The sequence below is a fragment of the Nitrospirota bacterium genome, assembly GCA_016235245.1.
Taxonomy (GTDB): Bacteria; Nitrospirota; Thermodesulfovibrionia; order Thermodesulfovibrionales; family UBA6898; genus UBA6898.
Genome location: JACRLO010000006.1, coordinates 139,985 through 155,435 on the forward strand (window position 1 = coordinate 139,985; position 15,451 = coordinate 155,435).

Annotated in this window: 14 protein-coding genes; 9 read left to right on the forward strand and 5 right to left on the reverse strand. The window is 50.8% G+C overall.

Annotation, left to right across the window (positions count from 1 at the left end; genetic code table 11):
* Positions 1 to 31 precede the first annotated feature (31 nt).
* The gene (gene atpB, locus HZB31_03190; GenBank protein MBI5846943.1) at positions 32 to 718 is read right to left on the reverse strand and encodes a F0F1 ATP synthase subunit A; all 687 of its coding nucleotides are present in this window, start codon (positions 716 to 718) and stop codon (positions 32 to 34) included.
* 192 nt (positions 719 to 910) lie between these two features.
* On the opposite strand from atpB, the gene HZB31_03195 reads away from it, so the two are divergent.
* A complete protein-coding gene (locus HZB31_03195; GenBank protein MBI5846944.1) occupies positions 911 to 1,351 on the forward strand; it encodes a MerR family transcriptional regulator in 441 nt (146 codons plus the stop codon).
* 84 nt (positions 1,352 to 1,435) lie between these two features.
* Here HZB31_03195 and HZB31_03200 read toward each other — a convergent pair whose 3' ends face one another.
* Genes HZB31_03200 through HZB31_03210 form a run of 3 tightly spaced genes read right to left on the reverse strand, consistent with a single transcriptional unit; the run spans position 1,436 to position 6,151 of the window.
* Positions 1,436 to 3,736 carry a PBP1A family penicillin-binding protein gene (locus HZB31_03200; GenBank protein MBI5846945.1) on the reverse strand — a complete coding sequence of 767 codons (2,301 nt, stop codon included), beginning with the start codon at positions 3,734 to 3,736 and terminating at the stop codon, positions 1,436 to 1,438.
* A gap of 46 nt (positions 3,737 to 3,782) precedes the next feature.
* The gene (gene feoB / locus HZB31_03205) at positions 3,783 to 5,741 is read right to left on the reverse strand and encodes a ferrous iron transport protein B (protein MBI5846946.1); all 1,959 of its coding nucleotides are present in this window, start codon (positions 5,739 to 5,741) and stop codon (positions 3,783 to 3,785) included.
* Positions 5,723 to 6,151, reverse strand: coding sequence for a transcriptional repressor (locus HZB31_03210; GenBank protein ID MBI5846947.1), 429 nt, complete (start codon positions 6,149 to 6,151; stop codon positions 5,723 to 5,725). Before HZB31_03210 ends, feoB begins: the two co-directional genes overlap by 19 nt.
* Before the next feature lie 201 nt (positions 6,152 to 6,352).
* On the opposite strand from HZB31_03210, the gene HZB31_03215 reads away from it, so the two are divergent.
* The 8 genes from HZB31_03215 to hemC all read left to right on the forward strand — a co-directional run bounded on the left by HZB31_03215 (position 6,353) and on the right by hemC (position 14,826).
* On the forward strand, positions 6,353 to 7,549 hold the full coding sequence (locus HZB31_03215; GenBank protein MBI5846948.1) for an argininosuccinate synthase: 1,197 nt from the start codon (positions 6,353 to 6,355) through the stop codon (positions 7,547 to 7,549).
* Complete coding sequence (dprA, locus tag HZB31_03220) at positions 7,549 to 8,634, forward strand: DNA-protecting protein DprA (protein ID MBI5846949.1); 1,086 nt, start codon at positions 7,549 to 7,551, stop codon at positions 8,632 to 8,634. The genes HZB31_03215 and dprA overlap by 1 nt, the downstream gene beginning before the upstream one ends.
* Positions 8,627 to 8,809 (forward strand): hypothetical protein, encoded by a 183-nt coding sequence (locus tag HZB31_03225; GenBank protein MBI5846950.1) that lies wholly within the window; start codon positions 8,627 to 8,629, stop codon positions 8,807 to 8,809. The genes dprA and HZB31_03225 overlap by 8 nt, the downstream gene beginning before the upstream one ends.
* A 151-nt stretch (positions 8,810 to 8,960) precedes the next feature.
* Positions 8,961 to 11,222, forward strand: a complete 2,262-nt coding sequence (gene topA, locus HZB31_03230; protein ID MBI5846951.1) for a type I DNA topoisomerase — start codon at positions 8,961 to 8,963, stop codon at positions 11,220 to 11,222.
* A 392-nt stretch (positions 11,223 to 11,614) separates the two neighbouring features.
* On the forward strand, positions 11,615 to 11,785 hold the full coding sequence (locus tag HZB31_03235) for a hypothetical protein (protein MBI5846952.1): 171 nt from the start codon (positions 11,615 to 11,617) through the stop codon (positions 11,783 to 11,785).
* Complete coding sequence (gene ccsB / locus HZB31_03240) at positions 11,785 to 12,597, forward strand: c-type cytochrome biogenesis protein CcsB (protein ID MBI5846953.1); 813 nt, start codon at positions 11,785 to 11,787, stop codon at positions 12,595 to 12,597. The genes HZB31_03235 and ccsB overlap by 1 nt, the downstream gene beginning before the upstream one ends.
* Positions 12,597 to 13,874, forward strand: a complete 1,278-nt coding sequence (locus tag HZB31_03245; GenBank protein ID MBI5846954.1) for a glutamyl-tRNA reductase — start codon at positions 12,597 to 12,599, stop codon at positions 13,872 to 13,874. The genes ccsB and HZB31_03245 overlap by 1 nt, the downstream gene beginning before the upstream one ends.
* Positions 13,861 to 14,826, forward strand: coding sequence for a hydroxymethylbilane synthase (gene hemC, locus HZB31_03250; GenBank protein ID MBI5846955.1), 966 nt, complete (start codon positions 13,861 to 13,863; stop codon positions 14,824 to 14,826). Before HZB31_03245 ends, hemC begins: the two co-directional genes overlap by 14 nt.
* Positions 14,827 to 14,858: 32 nt before the next feature.
* Here the strand turns inward: hemC and HZB31_03255 are convergent, their stop codons facing one another.
* Complete coding sequence (locus HZB31_03255; protein ID MBI5846956.1) at positions 14,859 to 15,299, reverse strand: GspH/FimT family pseudopilin; 441 nt, start codon at positions 15,297 to 15,299, stop codon at positions 14,859 to 14,861.
* Positions 15,300 to 15,451: the final 152 nt, after the last annotated feature.

Genomic DNA, 15,451 nt, shown 5'->3' on the forward strand with positions numbered 1-15,451 from the left:
TGTTCTTTCCTCCTTTCTTAAAGACTTTGATTTAATGTGCCTCTTCAACGGCACCAGCGAGATACAATGTCGTAAGCAGGGTGAAAACAAAGGCCTGGATAACACTCACCAGAGAGCCGAGCGCCAGGATAAGCGTCGGAACCAGCCAGGGTGAAAGTCCTGCAAGCACGAGCAGGATGATATGCTTGGCCACCATGTTTCCAAAGAGCCTGACCGAAAGGGTGACAGGCCTGACCAGATGGCCGATCAGTTCGATGATGAATATGAGCATCATAAGCGGCAGCGCAGGGAGTGACCGGATAGGCCCGAGGAAGTGCTTGAAATAGCCGATGCCGTGAACCCTCAGGCCGTAAACATGGGTCGCCAGAAAGATCGGAATCGCCAGGGCAACGTTGTTATTGATATTGCTGGTCGGAGAATAGAAGCCCGGAATAAGACCCATGAAATTACAGACAGCAACATAGAGGGCAACTGTGCCTATGAGCGGGAAGAAATGCTTTGCCCAGTGATGGCCTATGTTATCCTCGCAGAGGCCCAGAACTCCCTCTGCAATGGTTTCCATAAAGTTCTGGAGGCCGGTCGGAACAAGCTTCAGAGACCTGTTAACCATAAAGGCAGTTACAATCAGAATAAGAGACGCAAGGAATGCATAAGAAACATAGTGTGGAACCGTATGAACATTTATGAAAATATCAGATAACAGTTTTTCTTCGTGCATTGAAATCTCCTTGGGAGAAAAGTAGGCTAATATTACCTAAGAAAAATGAGAGAAGTCAAGGATTTGCAACGGTTTTATAGATCTATAAAAAATGACAATGAATACAAAAATCTTGCATTTTTCATTTCAAAAGTGTATTAATAACTGTGGTTAACAGAATGCCTTTCTACTCTACAGACAACGGAAACAGCGATGGCAAAAGATAAAGTCAAAAAGGATCTTAGTGACGAGGAGAAACAGAGCCTTCCTCTTTATCCGATTGGCATTGTCGCCGAACTGATCGGAACAACTGATCAGACACTCAGGCTTTATGAGAAGCACGGCCTGATCAAGCCGGCACGCAGGAACAAGAACCGGTTTTATTCCGAGAATAACATCAAGTGGCTGAGGTGCCTCAGGGACCTGATCCATAACCAGAAGATCAGCATTGAAGGTATCAAGAAGCTTCTTGATTATGCTCCCTGCTGGGAGATAACCAGTTGCCCTGAGGAGCGGAAGGGTAAGTGCTCTGCGTATATAGACAAGACCAAGCCCTGTTGGGAACTGAACCGTATGATCTGCAATACGGAGTCAGGCAGGATCTGCGAAGACTGCGTTGTCTTTATTTCAAAACAGGTATCAAAGAAAAAATAGACATTCCGTCTGTTTCTGCGCTTCCGTTGTCTGCCTAAACTCACTCCGGAGTAACCCTGAGACTATCCACCTGAGCAGTTATCTCTAATCAAAGTTGAATTGGGTCGGATCTCTTATTTCCCATACGGATTTGGATGACGAATACTGTTTTGGTTGTGTGCCTTCCCTGAAATATTCTTTCAGGCCCGATTCATCCCGGGAAAGAAGCCCGGTTTTTGGGTCGATATAAAGACTGACGATGCCTTCAGGCTGCTGAAATCCCTCAGATTCTCCTTTGGCTGCACTGCCCATGAACATGGTCCAGATCGGTGCAGCAGCCTTTCCTCCGGTCTCCTGCGCCCCAAGCGTCTTTGCATTATCAAACCCTACCCAGATTGCAGCCACAAGGTTTGAGGTATAGCCGACGAACCATGCGTCTTTATAATCGTTTGTCGTTCCGGTCTTTGCGGCAACAGGCCTTCCCAGGGCCTTGGCCCGCCAGCCGGTTCCATATCTGACAACATCCTCCATCATGGAGGTTATGAGGAATGCTGTCTGGGGGCTGATCACCTGTTCAGGTTCAGGCTCGTTTGTCTCAAGAATCCTGCCTTTGCTGTCAGTCAGATATTTCAGGGCAAGAGGTTTCGACTTCATGCCGGTGCTTGCGAAAACATTGTACGTCATCGCCATTTCAAGTGGTGTAATGCTGAATGAACCGAGCGCAATGCTCAAGTTTCGCGGCATGTCGGCAGTAACTCCGATGGTACGCGAAAAGTTCATAAGTGCATCGAGGCCCATGGTATCGGTAAGACGGATCGTCACGACATTGCGCGAAAAGGTCAGCGCTTCTCTGAGGCGTGTGGGGCCATAATATTTGTGGTCATAGTTTTCAGGAGTCCAGTCGCCTTTGGGACCTCCCGAATAGGTGACCGGCTCATCCACGATAAGACTTGCCGGCGTAAACCCATGGTCCATCGCAGCAGCATAGATGATCGGCTTAAAGGATGAGCCCGGCTGCCGCTTTGCCATAACGGCACGGTTGAAATCGCTCCGGGAAAAGTCATACCCGCCGACCATTGCCCTGATAAACCCGGTGTATGGCTCAACAGCGATAAGCGCACCTTCAACTTCCGGCTCCTGCTCAAGGGCAAGCAGAACGCTGCTTTTCTGGATGCTCTTGATGCTGACCCTTACCACATCACCTGGCTTGAGGATCTGGGTCAGGCTGAAGTCCTTTATGACCTTGACACTGCCCGACTTGTTGAGTGTTTTCGATGCCCACTGCGCATCCTTGATCGAGAGCTTGCCAAGCAGCCCGCGGGTCTTGATCGTTGCCTCATGAGCAGCGACTTTCAGGACGAGGCCGGTGTAGATATCGCCGGGATTATTCATGACCATTGTACTTAAGTCCCGGGTTTTCATTTCTTTATCGATGTCAATGCCCTTTTTAGTTTCGACTGCGCCGCGCCATCCCCTGCGCTTGTCAACTTCTCGCAGACCGTTCTGCATGGCATTGACCGCAGAAAGCTGCATGGCCCTGTTCAGCGTGGTATATGCCTTGAGGCCTGTTTTGTACACTGCCTCTTCTCCGTATTTCTCTTCCAGATATTTTCTGATATATTCGACAAAATAGCTGTGCGCCTCAATTCCTTTTTTGAGGCTCGAAAGATACAGGGGCTGGTTGTATGCGCTTTCCCGTTCCTGTTTCGTGATATATCCTTCCTCTTCCATTCTGCTTAAGACAATGTTCTGTCGTTCTTTTGCCCGTGTGAGATCATTAAAGGGCGAATAGGTTGTGGGGGCCTTGACCAGACCTGCGATCATGGCTGCCTCTGCGAGAGTAAGCTGTCGTGCAGACTTCCCGAAATAGGTGCGCGCCGCCATTTCAACGCCGTAGGCCCCGTGGCCGAAATAGACCTTATTAAGGTACAACTCAAGGATCTCCTGCTTGCTGAGACTCTTCTCGATCTTGAAGGCAAGGGCTGCTTCGAGAAGTTTTCGCTTCATGGTTTTTTCAGACGACAGAAATACTACTTTGGCAAGCTGCTGGGTGAGCGTGCTGCCGCCCTCCTTCAGGCTTACGTGAATGATGTCTTTCACAACCGCACGTGCAATAGCGATGTAGTCTATGCCCTTGTGCTTGAAAAAACGTGAGTCTTCAACCGCAACAATAGCATTGGTCATCTGTTTTGGGATGCTGTTGATTGAAAGAAAAATGCCCTTTTCTGCCTTGAGTTCGCCGATCATAACGTCGTCGTCTGCGTAGATCTTCGTGCCGCCGCCAGCCTGGTAATGCTTGAGCTCGTCGATCGAAGGGATGCCCTTGGCGATTGCTACATAGCCGCCTGCAATGCCGCCGATAAGAATGGAAGACAGGACAAGGATAATGATGAGCTTCGGTTTCACGGTAAGGTAGATTATACCCGCCTTATGAAAGGACTGTAAAGGATTGTCAGAAGAGGGTCAGGACAAGATTTATTCCCCCGCCGACAATAAGGGCAAAGACCGTAATAAGTGCGAACATCAAAAGCGATGTCCTGAGCCCCCGTTCTTTTATGATCATAAAGAAGCTCGCCAGGCAGGGTACAAAGAGTGAAAGGGTTATGATGCTCACGATCACCTGATGCTCGTTCATCAGCCCCTGCTTTGACAGCTCGAAGAGGCCTGCAGCGCCGTAGTCCCTTCTCAGAAATCCCAGAATAAATGCTGCAGTCGCCTCCTGGGGCAGACCGAGAAACCTCACCACCACCGGAGAGGCTGCCTGCTCTATCCAGTTCAGCATATGGGTCTTATCAAGCACGAAAAGAATAAGTGTTCCCAGGATAAAAAGAGGCACCGCCTCTTTCAGATACCATTCTATCCTGCCGATGGTCTTCATGAAAATATTTCCCATACGCGGCATGCGCATGGGAGGTATTTCGAGGAAGAAATCTGCCTTGCTTCCCGGCAGCACTCTGGATGTGATGGTCCCCGCAAGCAGGAGCACCAGAAGAAGCGTACCTATCCACCAGAGAGCGACTTTTATGGAATAGGGGCCAAGCATACCAAGGATCACTCCAAGCTGGGCAGAGCAGGGGATGGCCAGCGCAATAAGAAAGGTCGCAATGAGCCGTTCTCTTTTTGTCTCGAGTATCCGCGTGGTCATGGTTGCCATAGTTCCGCAGCCAAGGCCCAGCACCATTGGCAGCACCGCCTTGCCGTTGAGGCCGATCTTTGAAAATGCACCGTTGGTAAGGACCGCAATACGCGGCAGGTACCCGCTGTCTTCAAGGAAGCCGAAGGCGATAAAGAAAGTTGCGGTAATCGGCAGGATAATGGCTACCGCATAGGTGAGCGCCATGGTGAAGAGACCATACTGGCCCACAAAAAAGTCCTGAATAAAGGGCGACGGTATCAGCGTTTTAACGGTCTTTGCAATGACAGGATTAAGATAGGTCTGAAATACCACATTTTGGAAAAAATCGACCAGGGTGCCGGCGCCGAACCTGCCGACGAATTCATAAAAACAGAAGAGTACGAAAAAGACAAAGAATAAGCCTGCGATCGGATGCATGGTCCATTTACCTAACCAGCGGGCAATATGCCCGGATTCGGGCTCATATCTCTCCTGGACTTCCAGCACGACCTTCTCCGCAGCCCCGATCCGCGCACGGGAAATTATGGAAGAGAGCGGCTCCTTTGCCCGCGTCTCGGCCTCGTACCTCAGGTCCTCGATCTTGTCGATAGTTTTTGGATCGAGGTGAGCTATGCACCATATCTTTAAACTCTCATCACCGGCCAGGATCATCAGGCTGAGGGCACGCCTCGAGATGTGCGCTTCCGGCAACAGCGATGATATGGCAACGACATATTCCTCTATGACCTTTCCATAGTCAGTGGAAAGCCTCGGGGTTTGGGGCATTAGAATAGAGTCTCTGAGCTTGCCAAGCCCTTTGCGCTGCGGAGCGACCGTGCCGATCACCTTGATGCCTACCAACTCTTCCAGTCTGCGATAGTCAATATCTATGCCCCGTGCCTTTGCCTCATCTTCCATATTCAGAACAAGGATGCAGGGCAGAGCCATCTCTGCGAGCTGGATGAGGAGCATGAGCGCACGCTTGAGGTTTTTTGAGTCAGCGACAAGTACAATATTATCGGATTTTTCGGCAAGGAGGATATCCCGCGTTACCCGCTCATCTTCACTCATCGGGATGAAACTGTTGATGCCGGGAGAGTCAACGAGCAGGAACTTTTCGTTAGCGAGGGTAAGGTTGCCTGAGGCAACCTCAACCGTTGTGCCTGGATAGTTAGAGACTGTGACGTATTGCCCGGTCAGGAGTCCGAAGATGACGCTTTTGCCGACATTTGGGTTCCCCACCAGAACAATCCTGCGGTATGACTGCTTCTCGTCTCTTATGTTCTTTTTCTGCATGATCTGCACTTACCCCGTATCTCAAGTGTATGGCTTGTTCCTTCAAAACTGTACTTCGTGCAAATGTCATTCTGGATCGTTTCAAGGTTTTCGGAATAAAATTCGATCACATCGCCGCAATCTGTGCATACCATATGATCATGGTGCTTGTGACCGAAAGTCAGCTCGTAGACATTGCCCTTTTCGGAGCGCGAAATGCGCTCTACCAGTCCGCTTTCTACCAGGAGGTTCAGGGTCCTGTATACCGACGCACGCGATGCCTTGATGCCCGAGCCCCTGATCCTGAAATAGAGATGCTCCGGCTCAAAGTGGCCGTGCGTCGAAAAGATTTCGCCAACCACTGCCATACGCTCCTTGGTGAGTTTCAGGCCACGGCCAACAAGAAAATCCTGAAAGGTTCTGCATTCCATAACTGCAATTATACCTGAAATTGAGATTAAGTTGCAATTAGAAGGGTGTGTTATGAATCGCCCATAACTGAAGGGATGCATTTTAGAAGTCATATTTTGCAAATAATTAGATTTTGTGCTATGTTTAATCCTCTTTGATAAGGTCATCATGACCCTGCAGTTTCAGTTACCGTTAATTCCCTGATATCACGGAGGCATACCATGGTTAAGAAGATCGTGCTTGCGTATTCCGGAGGCCTGGACACTTCGGTTGCCATCGCATGGCTGAAAGAGAACTATCACGCGGATGTCATTGCATTCTGCGCAGATCTCGGCCAGAAGGAAGAGCTGAAGACCGTAAAACAGAAGGCCCTCAGGACCGGCGCTTCAAAGGTCTATGTCGAAGATCTGCGCGAAGAGTTCGTCAAAGACTATATTTTCCCGATGCTTCGTGGAAATGCCGTATATGAAGCGTTCTACCTTCTCGGCACATCCATCGCGCGTCCGCTGATTGCAAAAAAACAGATAGAGATCGCGATTAAGGAAAAGGCCGATGCAGTTGCCCATGGCTCAACCGGCAAGGGCAATGACCAGATACGGTTTGAGCTTACCTACTACGCGCTTAAGCCGGACATCAAGGTGCTCGCTCCCTGGAGGGAATGGACATTCAACTCGCGGGAATCCCTTATTGACTATGCCGCAAAGCACAAAATACCGGTCACAGCCACCAAGACAAAGCCCTACAGCACGGACAGGAATATCCTTCATATCAGCTATGAGGGCGGGATCCTTGAGGACCCGTGGCTTGAGCCTACCCGTGATATGTACACCCTGGCAGTGCCGATTGAAGAGGCCCCTGACAAGGCCGAATATGTCGAAATAGGTTTTGAGCAGGGAGATCCGGTCAGCGTAAATGGAAAAAGGCTTTCACCGGCCAAACTCCTTGAAAAACTGAATGAAATCGGCGGCAGGCATGGGGTAGGCAGGGTCGATATTGTTGAGAACCGGTATGTCGGAATCAAATCGCGCGGTGTTTACGAGACCCCCGGAGGAACGATCCTTCATGTGGCGCGCCGGGCGGTGCAGTCCATCACTCTTGATCGTGAGGTTACCCATCTTCTGGATTCTCTTATGCCGAAGTATGCAGAAATGATCTATTACGGGTACTGGTTTGCGCCTGAGCGGATAGCGCTTCAGTGCATGATCGACTCTGTCCAGAAGGTTGTTACCGGTACCGCCAGGATAAAACTGTACAAGGGCAACTGCATCATTGCAGGCAGGAAGGCGCCTAAGTCATTATATAACGCAAAGCTTGCGACCTTTGAAGCTGAGGATGTGTATAACCAGAAAGACGCTGAAGGGTTCATCAAACTGAATGCATTAAGGCTTAAGGCGAACAGGTCACTCAGGGGCAGGTAGTGTCTGACCTCAGATACTGGATCGGTCTTTCTCTGATCCCGGATATCGGGCCGATAACCGCAAAACAGCTCATAGCGCATGCCGGGGACGCTGAGCATGTTTTCAAAATGGATATGCATGACCTGCTTTCGGTCCATGGCATGGCCAGGATCAGGGCAGAGAATATCAGAACATTTTCGCGTTGGGACGATGTTGAAAAACAGGTGGCGGCACTGGAGAAAAGGGGACTTTCGGCTGTCTGCTATGGAGGTCCTGGCTATCCTGCGGCATTAAAAGAGATCCCTGACGCCCCGGTTGTGCTCTATGTCAAAGGAACGTATCAGCCTGAAGACCGGTATGGCATTGCGGTGGTAGGCTCCAGAAAGTATTCCCCCTACGGCGAGGCAGTAACGCAGAAGATCTCCGGAGAGCTTGCTTCTGCCGGGTTCACGGTCATCAGCGGCATGGCGCGGGGTATCGACACCTTTGCGCACCGGAGCGCCCTGGCATCAGGCGGTCGGACTATTGCCGTATTAGGCTCAGGACTGGATGTCTTCTATCCTGCAGAAAACAGGGGGCTCATGGAAAAGATCGCCGCCTCGGGCTGTGCGATCACGGAGTTCCCTCTTGGAACAGAGCCCAGCAGGGAGAATTTCCCGCGAAGAAACAGGCTGATAAGCGGCCTTTCGATGGGGGTGCTTGTGATCGAAGCAGCAGAGGGCAGCGGTTCGCTCATTACGGCATCCATTGCTTTGGAGCAGAATCGGGAGGTCTTTGCTGTGCCTGGCAACATCACGTCAGCCAACGCTGCAGGCACGAATATGCTGATACGGCAGGGCGCCAGGATGGTGACCCGGGCGGATGATATTCTTGAGGAACTGGCACCTGTGCTGAAAGGCTTCATCAGGGGCGAGATAAAACAGGAAGTTCAACTCTCTGCAGAGGAAAAGGGACTCTGCGGCTGTATGACACGCGAGCCGCAGCATATTGATGTATTATCCAGGGAGTTCAGGTTGCCAGTTCAGAAGATTCTTGATATACTCCTTTCCCTGGAGTTAAAGGGGGTTGTAAGACAGTCAGATGGAAAGAGGTTCTATCTTGCATGAAACAGAAACACTGACCCAGAAACTGCTGAGGATCCTGCGCATGATATCCACAGACAGGGACGATATCGAGATCGATTCCGAGAGGCTTCTTGAGTCTGTGGATTATGAGGAAGAGGACCTTGCCGAGATATGGGAAGAACTCGATGAGCTTGAATCGACTGAGCAGGTTGACTAAGTTGAGCTTGACATTTTGAAAGCACTTCTTGTTTATATACTGATACGGGACAGTTCGTATGAGAAAGAGGATATATTCTCCTTTATCTTCGGCAACGGAAGAAGAATCCTGTGGAACTGAGCTGTCTGGTTGGATGCATCAGGAGGGAAAAATGAAATCGCTCGTTATAGTTGAGTCGCCGGCAAAGGCCAAGACGATCAGCAAAATCCTTGGCAAGGATTTTACGGTCAAGGCTTCAGTCGGCCATATCAGGGACCTGCCTGCCAAAGAGATGGGCATTGATATAGAGAAGGGCTTTGCTCCCAAGTATATCATCATCCCCGGCAAAGAGACGGTGATCAAAGATCTGAAGAAGGCGGCAAAAGAGGCCGATACCGTGTTTCTTGCCCCTGACCCCGACCGGGAAGGAGAAGCGATTGCCTGGCATATCGCTGAGGAGATCAAGGGCAAGGCAAAAAAAGTCTTCCGCGTCACCTTTAATGAAATAACCAAGAGTGCAGTCCGGGAGGCGATGAACCATCCGACCGAGATCAATATCCAGAAAGTCGATGCACAGCAGGCCCGCAGGATTCTTGACCGGCTCGTGGGCTATGAACTCAGTCCTCTGCTCTGGAGAAAAGTGCGGAGAGGACTAAGCGCCGGAAGGGTGCAGTCTGTGGCGGTCAGGCTCGTTGTTGACCGGGAGCGTGAGATCGAGGCCTTCAAGCAGGAAGAATACTGGTCCATCAACGCCGAGTTCGAAGGTTCAAACAAACCGACCTTCTGGTCAAAGCTTGTAAAATATTGCGGGGAAAAAGTAGAGATCGGCAATGCAGAGCAGGCCGAGGCTGCGGTAAGTGATATCAGGGGCAGCAGGTTCATTCTTTCAAAGATCGACAGGAAAAAGAAAAAGAGAAATCCGTCCCCTCCTTTTATAACAAGCACGCTCCAGCAGGAGGCCTCCCGAAAACTTCGCTTCACGGCAAAGAAGACGATGATGATGGCGCAGCAGCTCTATGAAGGCATAGAGCTCGGCGAAGAGGGGGAAGTAGGACTTATTACCTACATGAGGACTGATTCCCTCAGGGTCTCTGCCGAGGCCCAGCAGGCAGCCAGAGAATATATTTCAGCCACCTATGGTAAGGATTTCGTGCCGGAAAAGCCGCCTTTCTACAAGAGCAAGGCATCGGCACAGGATGCCCATGAGGCGGTTCGACCGACCTATTTGACCAATGTCCCTGAGGCAATAAAGCAGTATTTGAGCAAAGACCAGCTTGCGTTGTACAAACTCATATGGAACCGGTTTATCGCAAGTCAGATGGCCCCTGCGGAACTCGAACAGACGACCTTCGAAATCTCCTGCGCTGCTGAACCATGCAAGGGTGAGCCTGTGCTGAGGGCTTCAGGCAGTGTCGTGAAGTTCCAGGGGTTTATGGCGCTTTACACGGAAGGCACAGACGAGGTTATGGATGAAGGTGAAGCGCTCCTGCCCCTCCTTACTCAGGGAGAAGCACTTGCACTCCTTGAGCTTCAGCCAAAACAGCATTTTACCCAGCCTCCGCCTCGGTATACCGAAGCTACACTCGTCAAGGCGCTTGAGGAAAAAGGCATCGGCAGGCCGAGCACCTATGCCGCAATCCTTTCGACCATACAGGACAGGAAATATGTGCAGAAGGCAGAGGGCAAGTTCTCTCCTACTGAGCTCGGAATCGTCGTTAACGATTTTCTTGTCGAGCGGTTCAGTGAACTGATGGATATCAGTTTTACCGCCAACATGGAAGAGAACCTTGACCATATTGAAGACGGCAAAAAGAAATGGGCAAAGATCGTGAAGGACTTCTACAAGCCCTTTCATGAAAAACTGACCGAAGCAGCAGCGGTAAAAGGCAAGGTAAAGCCTGAGGACATTGCTACTGAGCAGATCTGCGAAAACTGCGGCAAGCCAATGGTAATACGCTGGGGAAGGCATGGAAGGTTCTATGCCTGCACCGGGTTTCCGGAATGCAAGACAACAAAACCGCTTGAGGGTGAAGGCCAGGCAGCCGGCGAACCTGAAACGACCGCCGAGAAATGCCCGAAGTGCGAATCCCCCATGGTCATACGCACCGGAAGGTTCGGGAAATTCATTGCCTGCTCCAAATATCCGGAATGCAAGACAACAAAACCGGTCTCTACAGGCATGAAATGTCCGCTTGATGGCGGAGACATTGTGGAGCGAAGGTCAAAAAGAGGCAAGTTCTGGGGCTGCGGCAATTATCCGAATTGTACCTTTGTCTCCTGGTATAAACCGATTCCCGTGCCCTGCCCCAAGTGCGGTGCAGCCTTCCTGACCGAGAAGTGGGACAAGGCCGGCAATGTGACGCAGATCTGCGTCAATAAGGAATGCGGCCACAAGGCTGAGGTCAATAAAGAAGATACTGAAGCAGCAGGCTGAGACAGAGCTGTCGCTGTTTATAGACAGAACCATTTCAATCAAGTGGCTCTGATGAAACACCGGTTCCTTATCGAGATCACGACCTGCCCTGCAGCTCGGTCAGAATAACACGTGCAACGGCTGTCCTCAGGCACGATGCGGGTTACCCTGTCCGTCCCTCTCCATAATAGACAGCGGCAAAATTGAGTTTTTAAAGCCTGATACGGTAATATTTAAGCTGGTAAGGGAAGAAAACGCTGGGAGCTGCAACGGAAGGGCTCACAGCCGGAGCTGATGTTATCCTCGATGATTCCGAAGTCAGGCTCCCTTCAGACTCAGACCAAAAAGCTTTTCCCCGAAGCCTTTCAGGCGCGGAATATAAAGATTTTTTGGAATAGTGACCGGATGATTATATGAACGAAGAGCTTAAGCAGGAAATGATGAAAAAGGCAGATGACGGGAAGCTTTCCTGCTCAGATGCCAGAAAGATAGCAGAAAGCCTGAATATTTCATATAAGGAAGTAGGCGATGCTGCCGATGATCTCGGCATCAGGATCAGGAACTGCCAGTTAGGGTGCTTCTGATGGAGACGCTTCTTTTTGAGTTTGCGCTGACCTGTTATTTTGCCGCAACGATCGTCTGCGGTCTTGAACTGTTCAAGGGCAACAAGACGACTTCGCGCATTATGTTCGGCCTTGTCGTTGCCGGGTTTGTCCTCCATACCATTCATATCCTTGCGCGGTATTTCATTTCAGGCCATATGCCGACCGCAAGTCTCCACGAGGCTTCTTCTTTCTTTTCCTGGTGCATTGTGCTGCTCTTCTTTTTCCTCGAATACCGGTACCGCGTCGGACTTCTCGGTTCGTTTATCATGCCGGTGGTTTTTGTCCTGATGCTCACGTCCTCCATGCTGCCCCGGAAGATAGAGAACCTGAGCCCGCTCCTTCAGAGTTCCTGGCTCTTTATCCATACCGCGTTCGCCTTTATCGGCGACGCTGCCTTTGCCATGGCGTTCGGCGTCGGTATCATGTATCTGGTGCAGGAGCATTACGTCAAGTCCAAGCATCTTGGCGGGCTCTTTAAAAGACTGCCGAGTCTCCAGATCCTCGATGAAATGAATTATCGCCTGATCACGATCGGATTTCCGTTTTTAACGCTGGCCATCATTACCGGAGCGTTCTGGGCAGAAAGCGCTCTCGGCAGATTCTGGAGATGGGACCCCAAAGAGGTATGGTCCCTTATAACCTGGCTTATCTATGCCGCCGTGCTCCATCTCAGGCTCACAAAAGGATGGCGGGGGAAAAAGGCGGCGATCCTTTCGATCATCGGCTTCTGTATCGTTCTCTTTACGTTTTTCGGCGTTAATCTGCTGCTTAAGGGATACCATACGTTCTGATGAAGATCGCAGTTGTCGGACTGAACCATAAAACGGCTGATGTGGAACTCAGGGAGAAGCTCGCCTTTAACGGCCCGCGCCTTGAGGAAGGCCTGCTCAGCATAAAAGCTATCCCCGGCATAAAAGAGGCTGCTATCCTTTCAACCTGCAACAGGGTAGAAATTTATCTGACGGTTGAGGACCTGCAGCAGGCGTTTGCCTCGCTCAAGGATTTCCTGGTGCAGTTCTTTGATCTCAAACGCGATTCTCTGGACTCTGCCCTGTATCTGCACGAGGATATGATGGCGGTGAAGCATATCTTCAGGGTAGCCTCAAGCCTCGATTCCATGGTTCTGGGCGAACCCCAGATCCTCGGTCAGCTGAAGGATGCCTTCGATTTCGCGCTCGAGAAAAAAGCGACTGGCGCGCTCCTGAACCGACTTCTCAAGAAATCGATATCCGTTGCAAAACGGGTCAGGACAGAGACAAGGATCGCCTCAAGCGCGGTCTCGATCAGCTTTGCAGCGGTTGAACTCGCAAAGAAGATATTCACCGACCTTTCGGGCAAATCGTTCATGCTCCTTGGCGCCGGCGAGATGGCTGAGCTGGCTGCAAAGCATATGATGAATAACGGGGTGCAGGAGATCGCTGTTGCCAACAGGACCTATGAGCGCGGCTGCGAACTTGCGCATGAATTTAACGGTAAGGCGATCAGGTTCGAGGAGTTCCCTGATAAACTGGTCAATACGGATATCCTGATATGCTCCACAGGAGCTCCAGCGTATGTGCTGCTGAAGGAGCATATGCAGAAGGCCATGAAGGCCAGAAAACAGAAGCCCGTTTTTCTTATCGATATATCGGTGCCCCGGAATATTGAGCCGTCAATCAACGACATGGATAACGTGTACCTCTATAATGTCGACGACCTCAATGATGTTGTGGATACGAACAAGCAGGAGCGCCAGAAAGAGGCTGAAAAGGCAGGTGAGATCGTAGAGGAAGAGATCGAGACCTTCAAAAAATGGCTGTCAACGCTTGATTCTGTACCTGCGGTCGTTGCCCTTCGTGAAAAGGCCGAGGCTATCAGGAAGGAAGAGCTGGAACGCTTTCTGAACCGGTTTCCCGGACTGGGTGACAAGGAACGGAAGGCGATAGAGGGACTGTCGAGCGCGATCATGAACAAACTTATCCATGGACCTACCGTGGCGCTGAAGGATGACTCGGAAGACAAAGATGTCATGATAGCAGTGATCAAGAGACTCTATGGGTTAAACGGAGACGATGATGAAAAAAAATAGTGTAGTAATCGGCACACGCGGCTCAAAGCTTGCGCTCTGGCAGGCCGAGTGGGTGAAGGCCGAGCTGCAGCGGTTGAATCCGGGACTTGAGGTCGGGCTGAACAAGATCAAGACGACTGGCGACAAGATTCTTGATGTGCCGCTCGCAAAGGTAGGAGGCAAGGGGCTCTTTGTGAAAGAGATCGAGGAAGCTCTTCTGAGGGGGGAGGCAGACCTTGCCGTACATAGCATGAAGGACGTTCCGACCGAATTCCCTGAGGGCCTCTACCTTGCGGTGATCTGCGAGAGGGAAGACCCGAGGGATGCTTTTATCGCACAGAGCAGCGGGCAGGCGGCAAAGAGCCTTAAAGACCTCCCTCAGGGAGCAACCATCGGGACAAGCAGCCTGAGACGGTCGTGTCAGCTTCTGAGCAAAAGACCGGATCTTACGATTGCCCAGCTCAGAGGGAATCTTGAGACGCGGTTCCGGAAACTTGACGAAGGCCAGTTCGATGCCATGATCCTTGCGGCAGCAGGCGTAAAAAGACTGGGCTGGCAACAGAGGATTAGCGAGGTTATAGAGCCGGGAATAAGCCTTCCTGCGATCGGTCAGGGTGCTGTGGGTATTGAGTGCAGGATCAATGACGAGTTCATCAATCAGCTTATTGCCCCTCTGAACCATACAGACACCTCAATCTGCGTCAGGGCCGAACGGGCGCTGCTCAAGAGGCTGCAGGGAGGCTGTCAGGTGCCGATCGCTGCGTATGCCACGATCAAAGACGGGAGATTGTTCATGGACGGGCTTGTCGGCAGTGTTACCGGAGACAGGATTATCAAGGAGCACCTTGAAGGGAAGATCGAGGATGCCGAGACAATCGGCATAACCCTTGGCGAGAAGCTGCTCTCAAAAGGCGCGGACAAGATACTTGCAGAGGTTTACGGCAGAGAAATCGACCCTGTCGATGCACCGTAATTGTCAATCGGTAACTATTTATCTGCAACAGACTACTTTTGAACGCAGGAATTTCCCGACATCTGCCCCATGTTGATCCGTGTTGATGAAACGACAATGCAATCATAATCAGGCTCTGTCGTATGCGTAATGCTTATTGTCCTGAGCGGTGAGATAGTGCCCCTGCGGTTAAACTTGAAGGTAAGAGGAATGCCGCCGCCATTGGCATCATTTGCAAACTCAACTGTTTTGGGTACCAGAACCGTATCGCCGGCTCCGACATTTATGGCGCTATTGTCGTTCGTATCTTCGACAATGCGATACGTTGTCGGACTGGTAAAATCTACAAAGTATTCCCGGCTTCTTTCCATGGCCATCATGCGTGCTGACATCATATCGGAATATATCTCTTTTGTCTGTTTCTCGACTTTATATCTGCCGATCCAGTCTGAATAGGCAAAGCCAAGCGAAACACCAAGGACGCCGACGATCATACATACGCAAAGAGTCCAGCCTACTGTTGGATCAATTGATATGCTTATCGGCGCTCATCTCACCTCTAGGATTATTCTCATCACAAACAATACCAAGGAATTCGTGAGAATAAAAGGGTTGAAGATAGCCGACAGGACAGGCGGATTTTGTC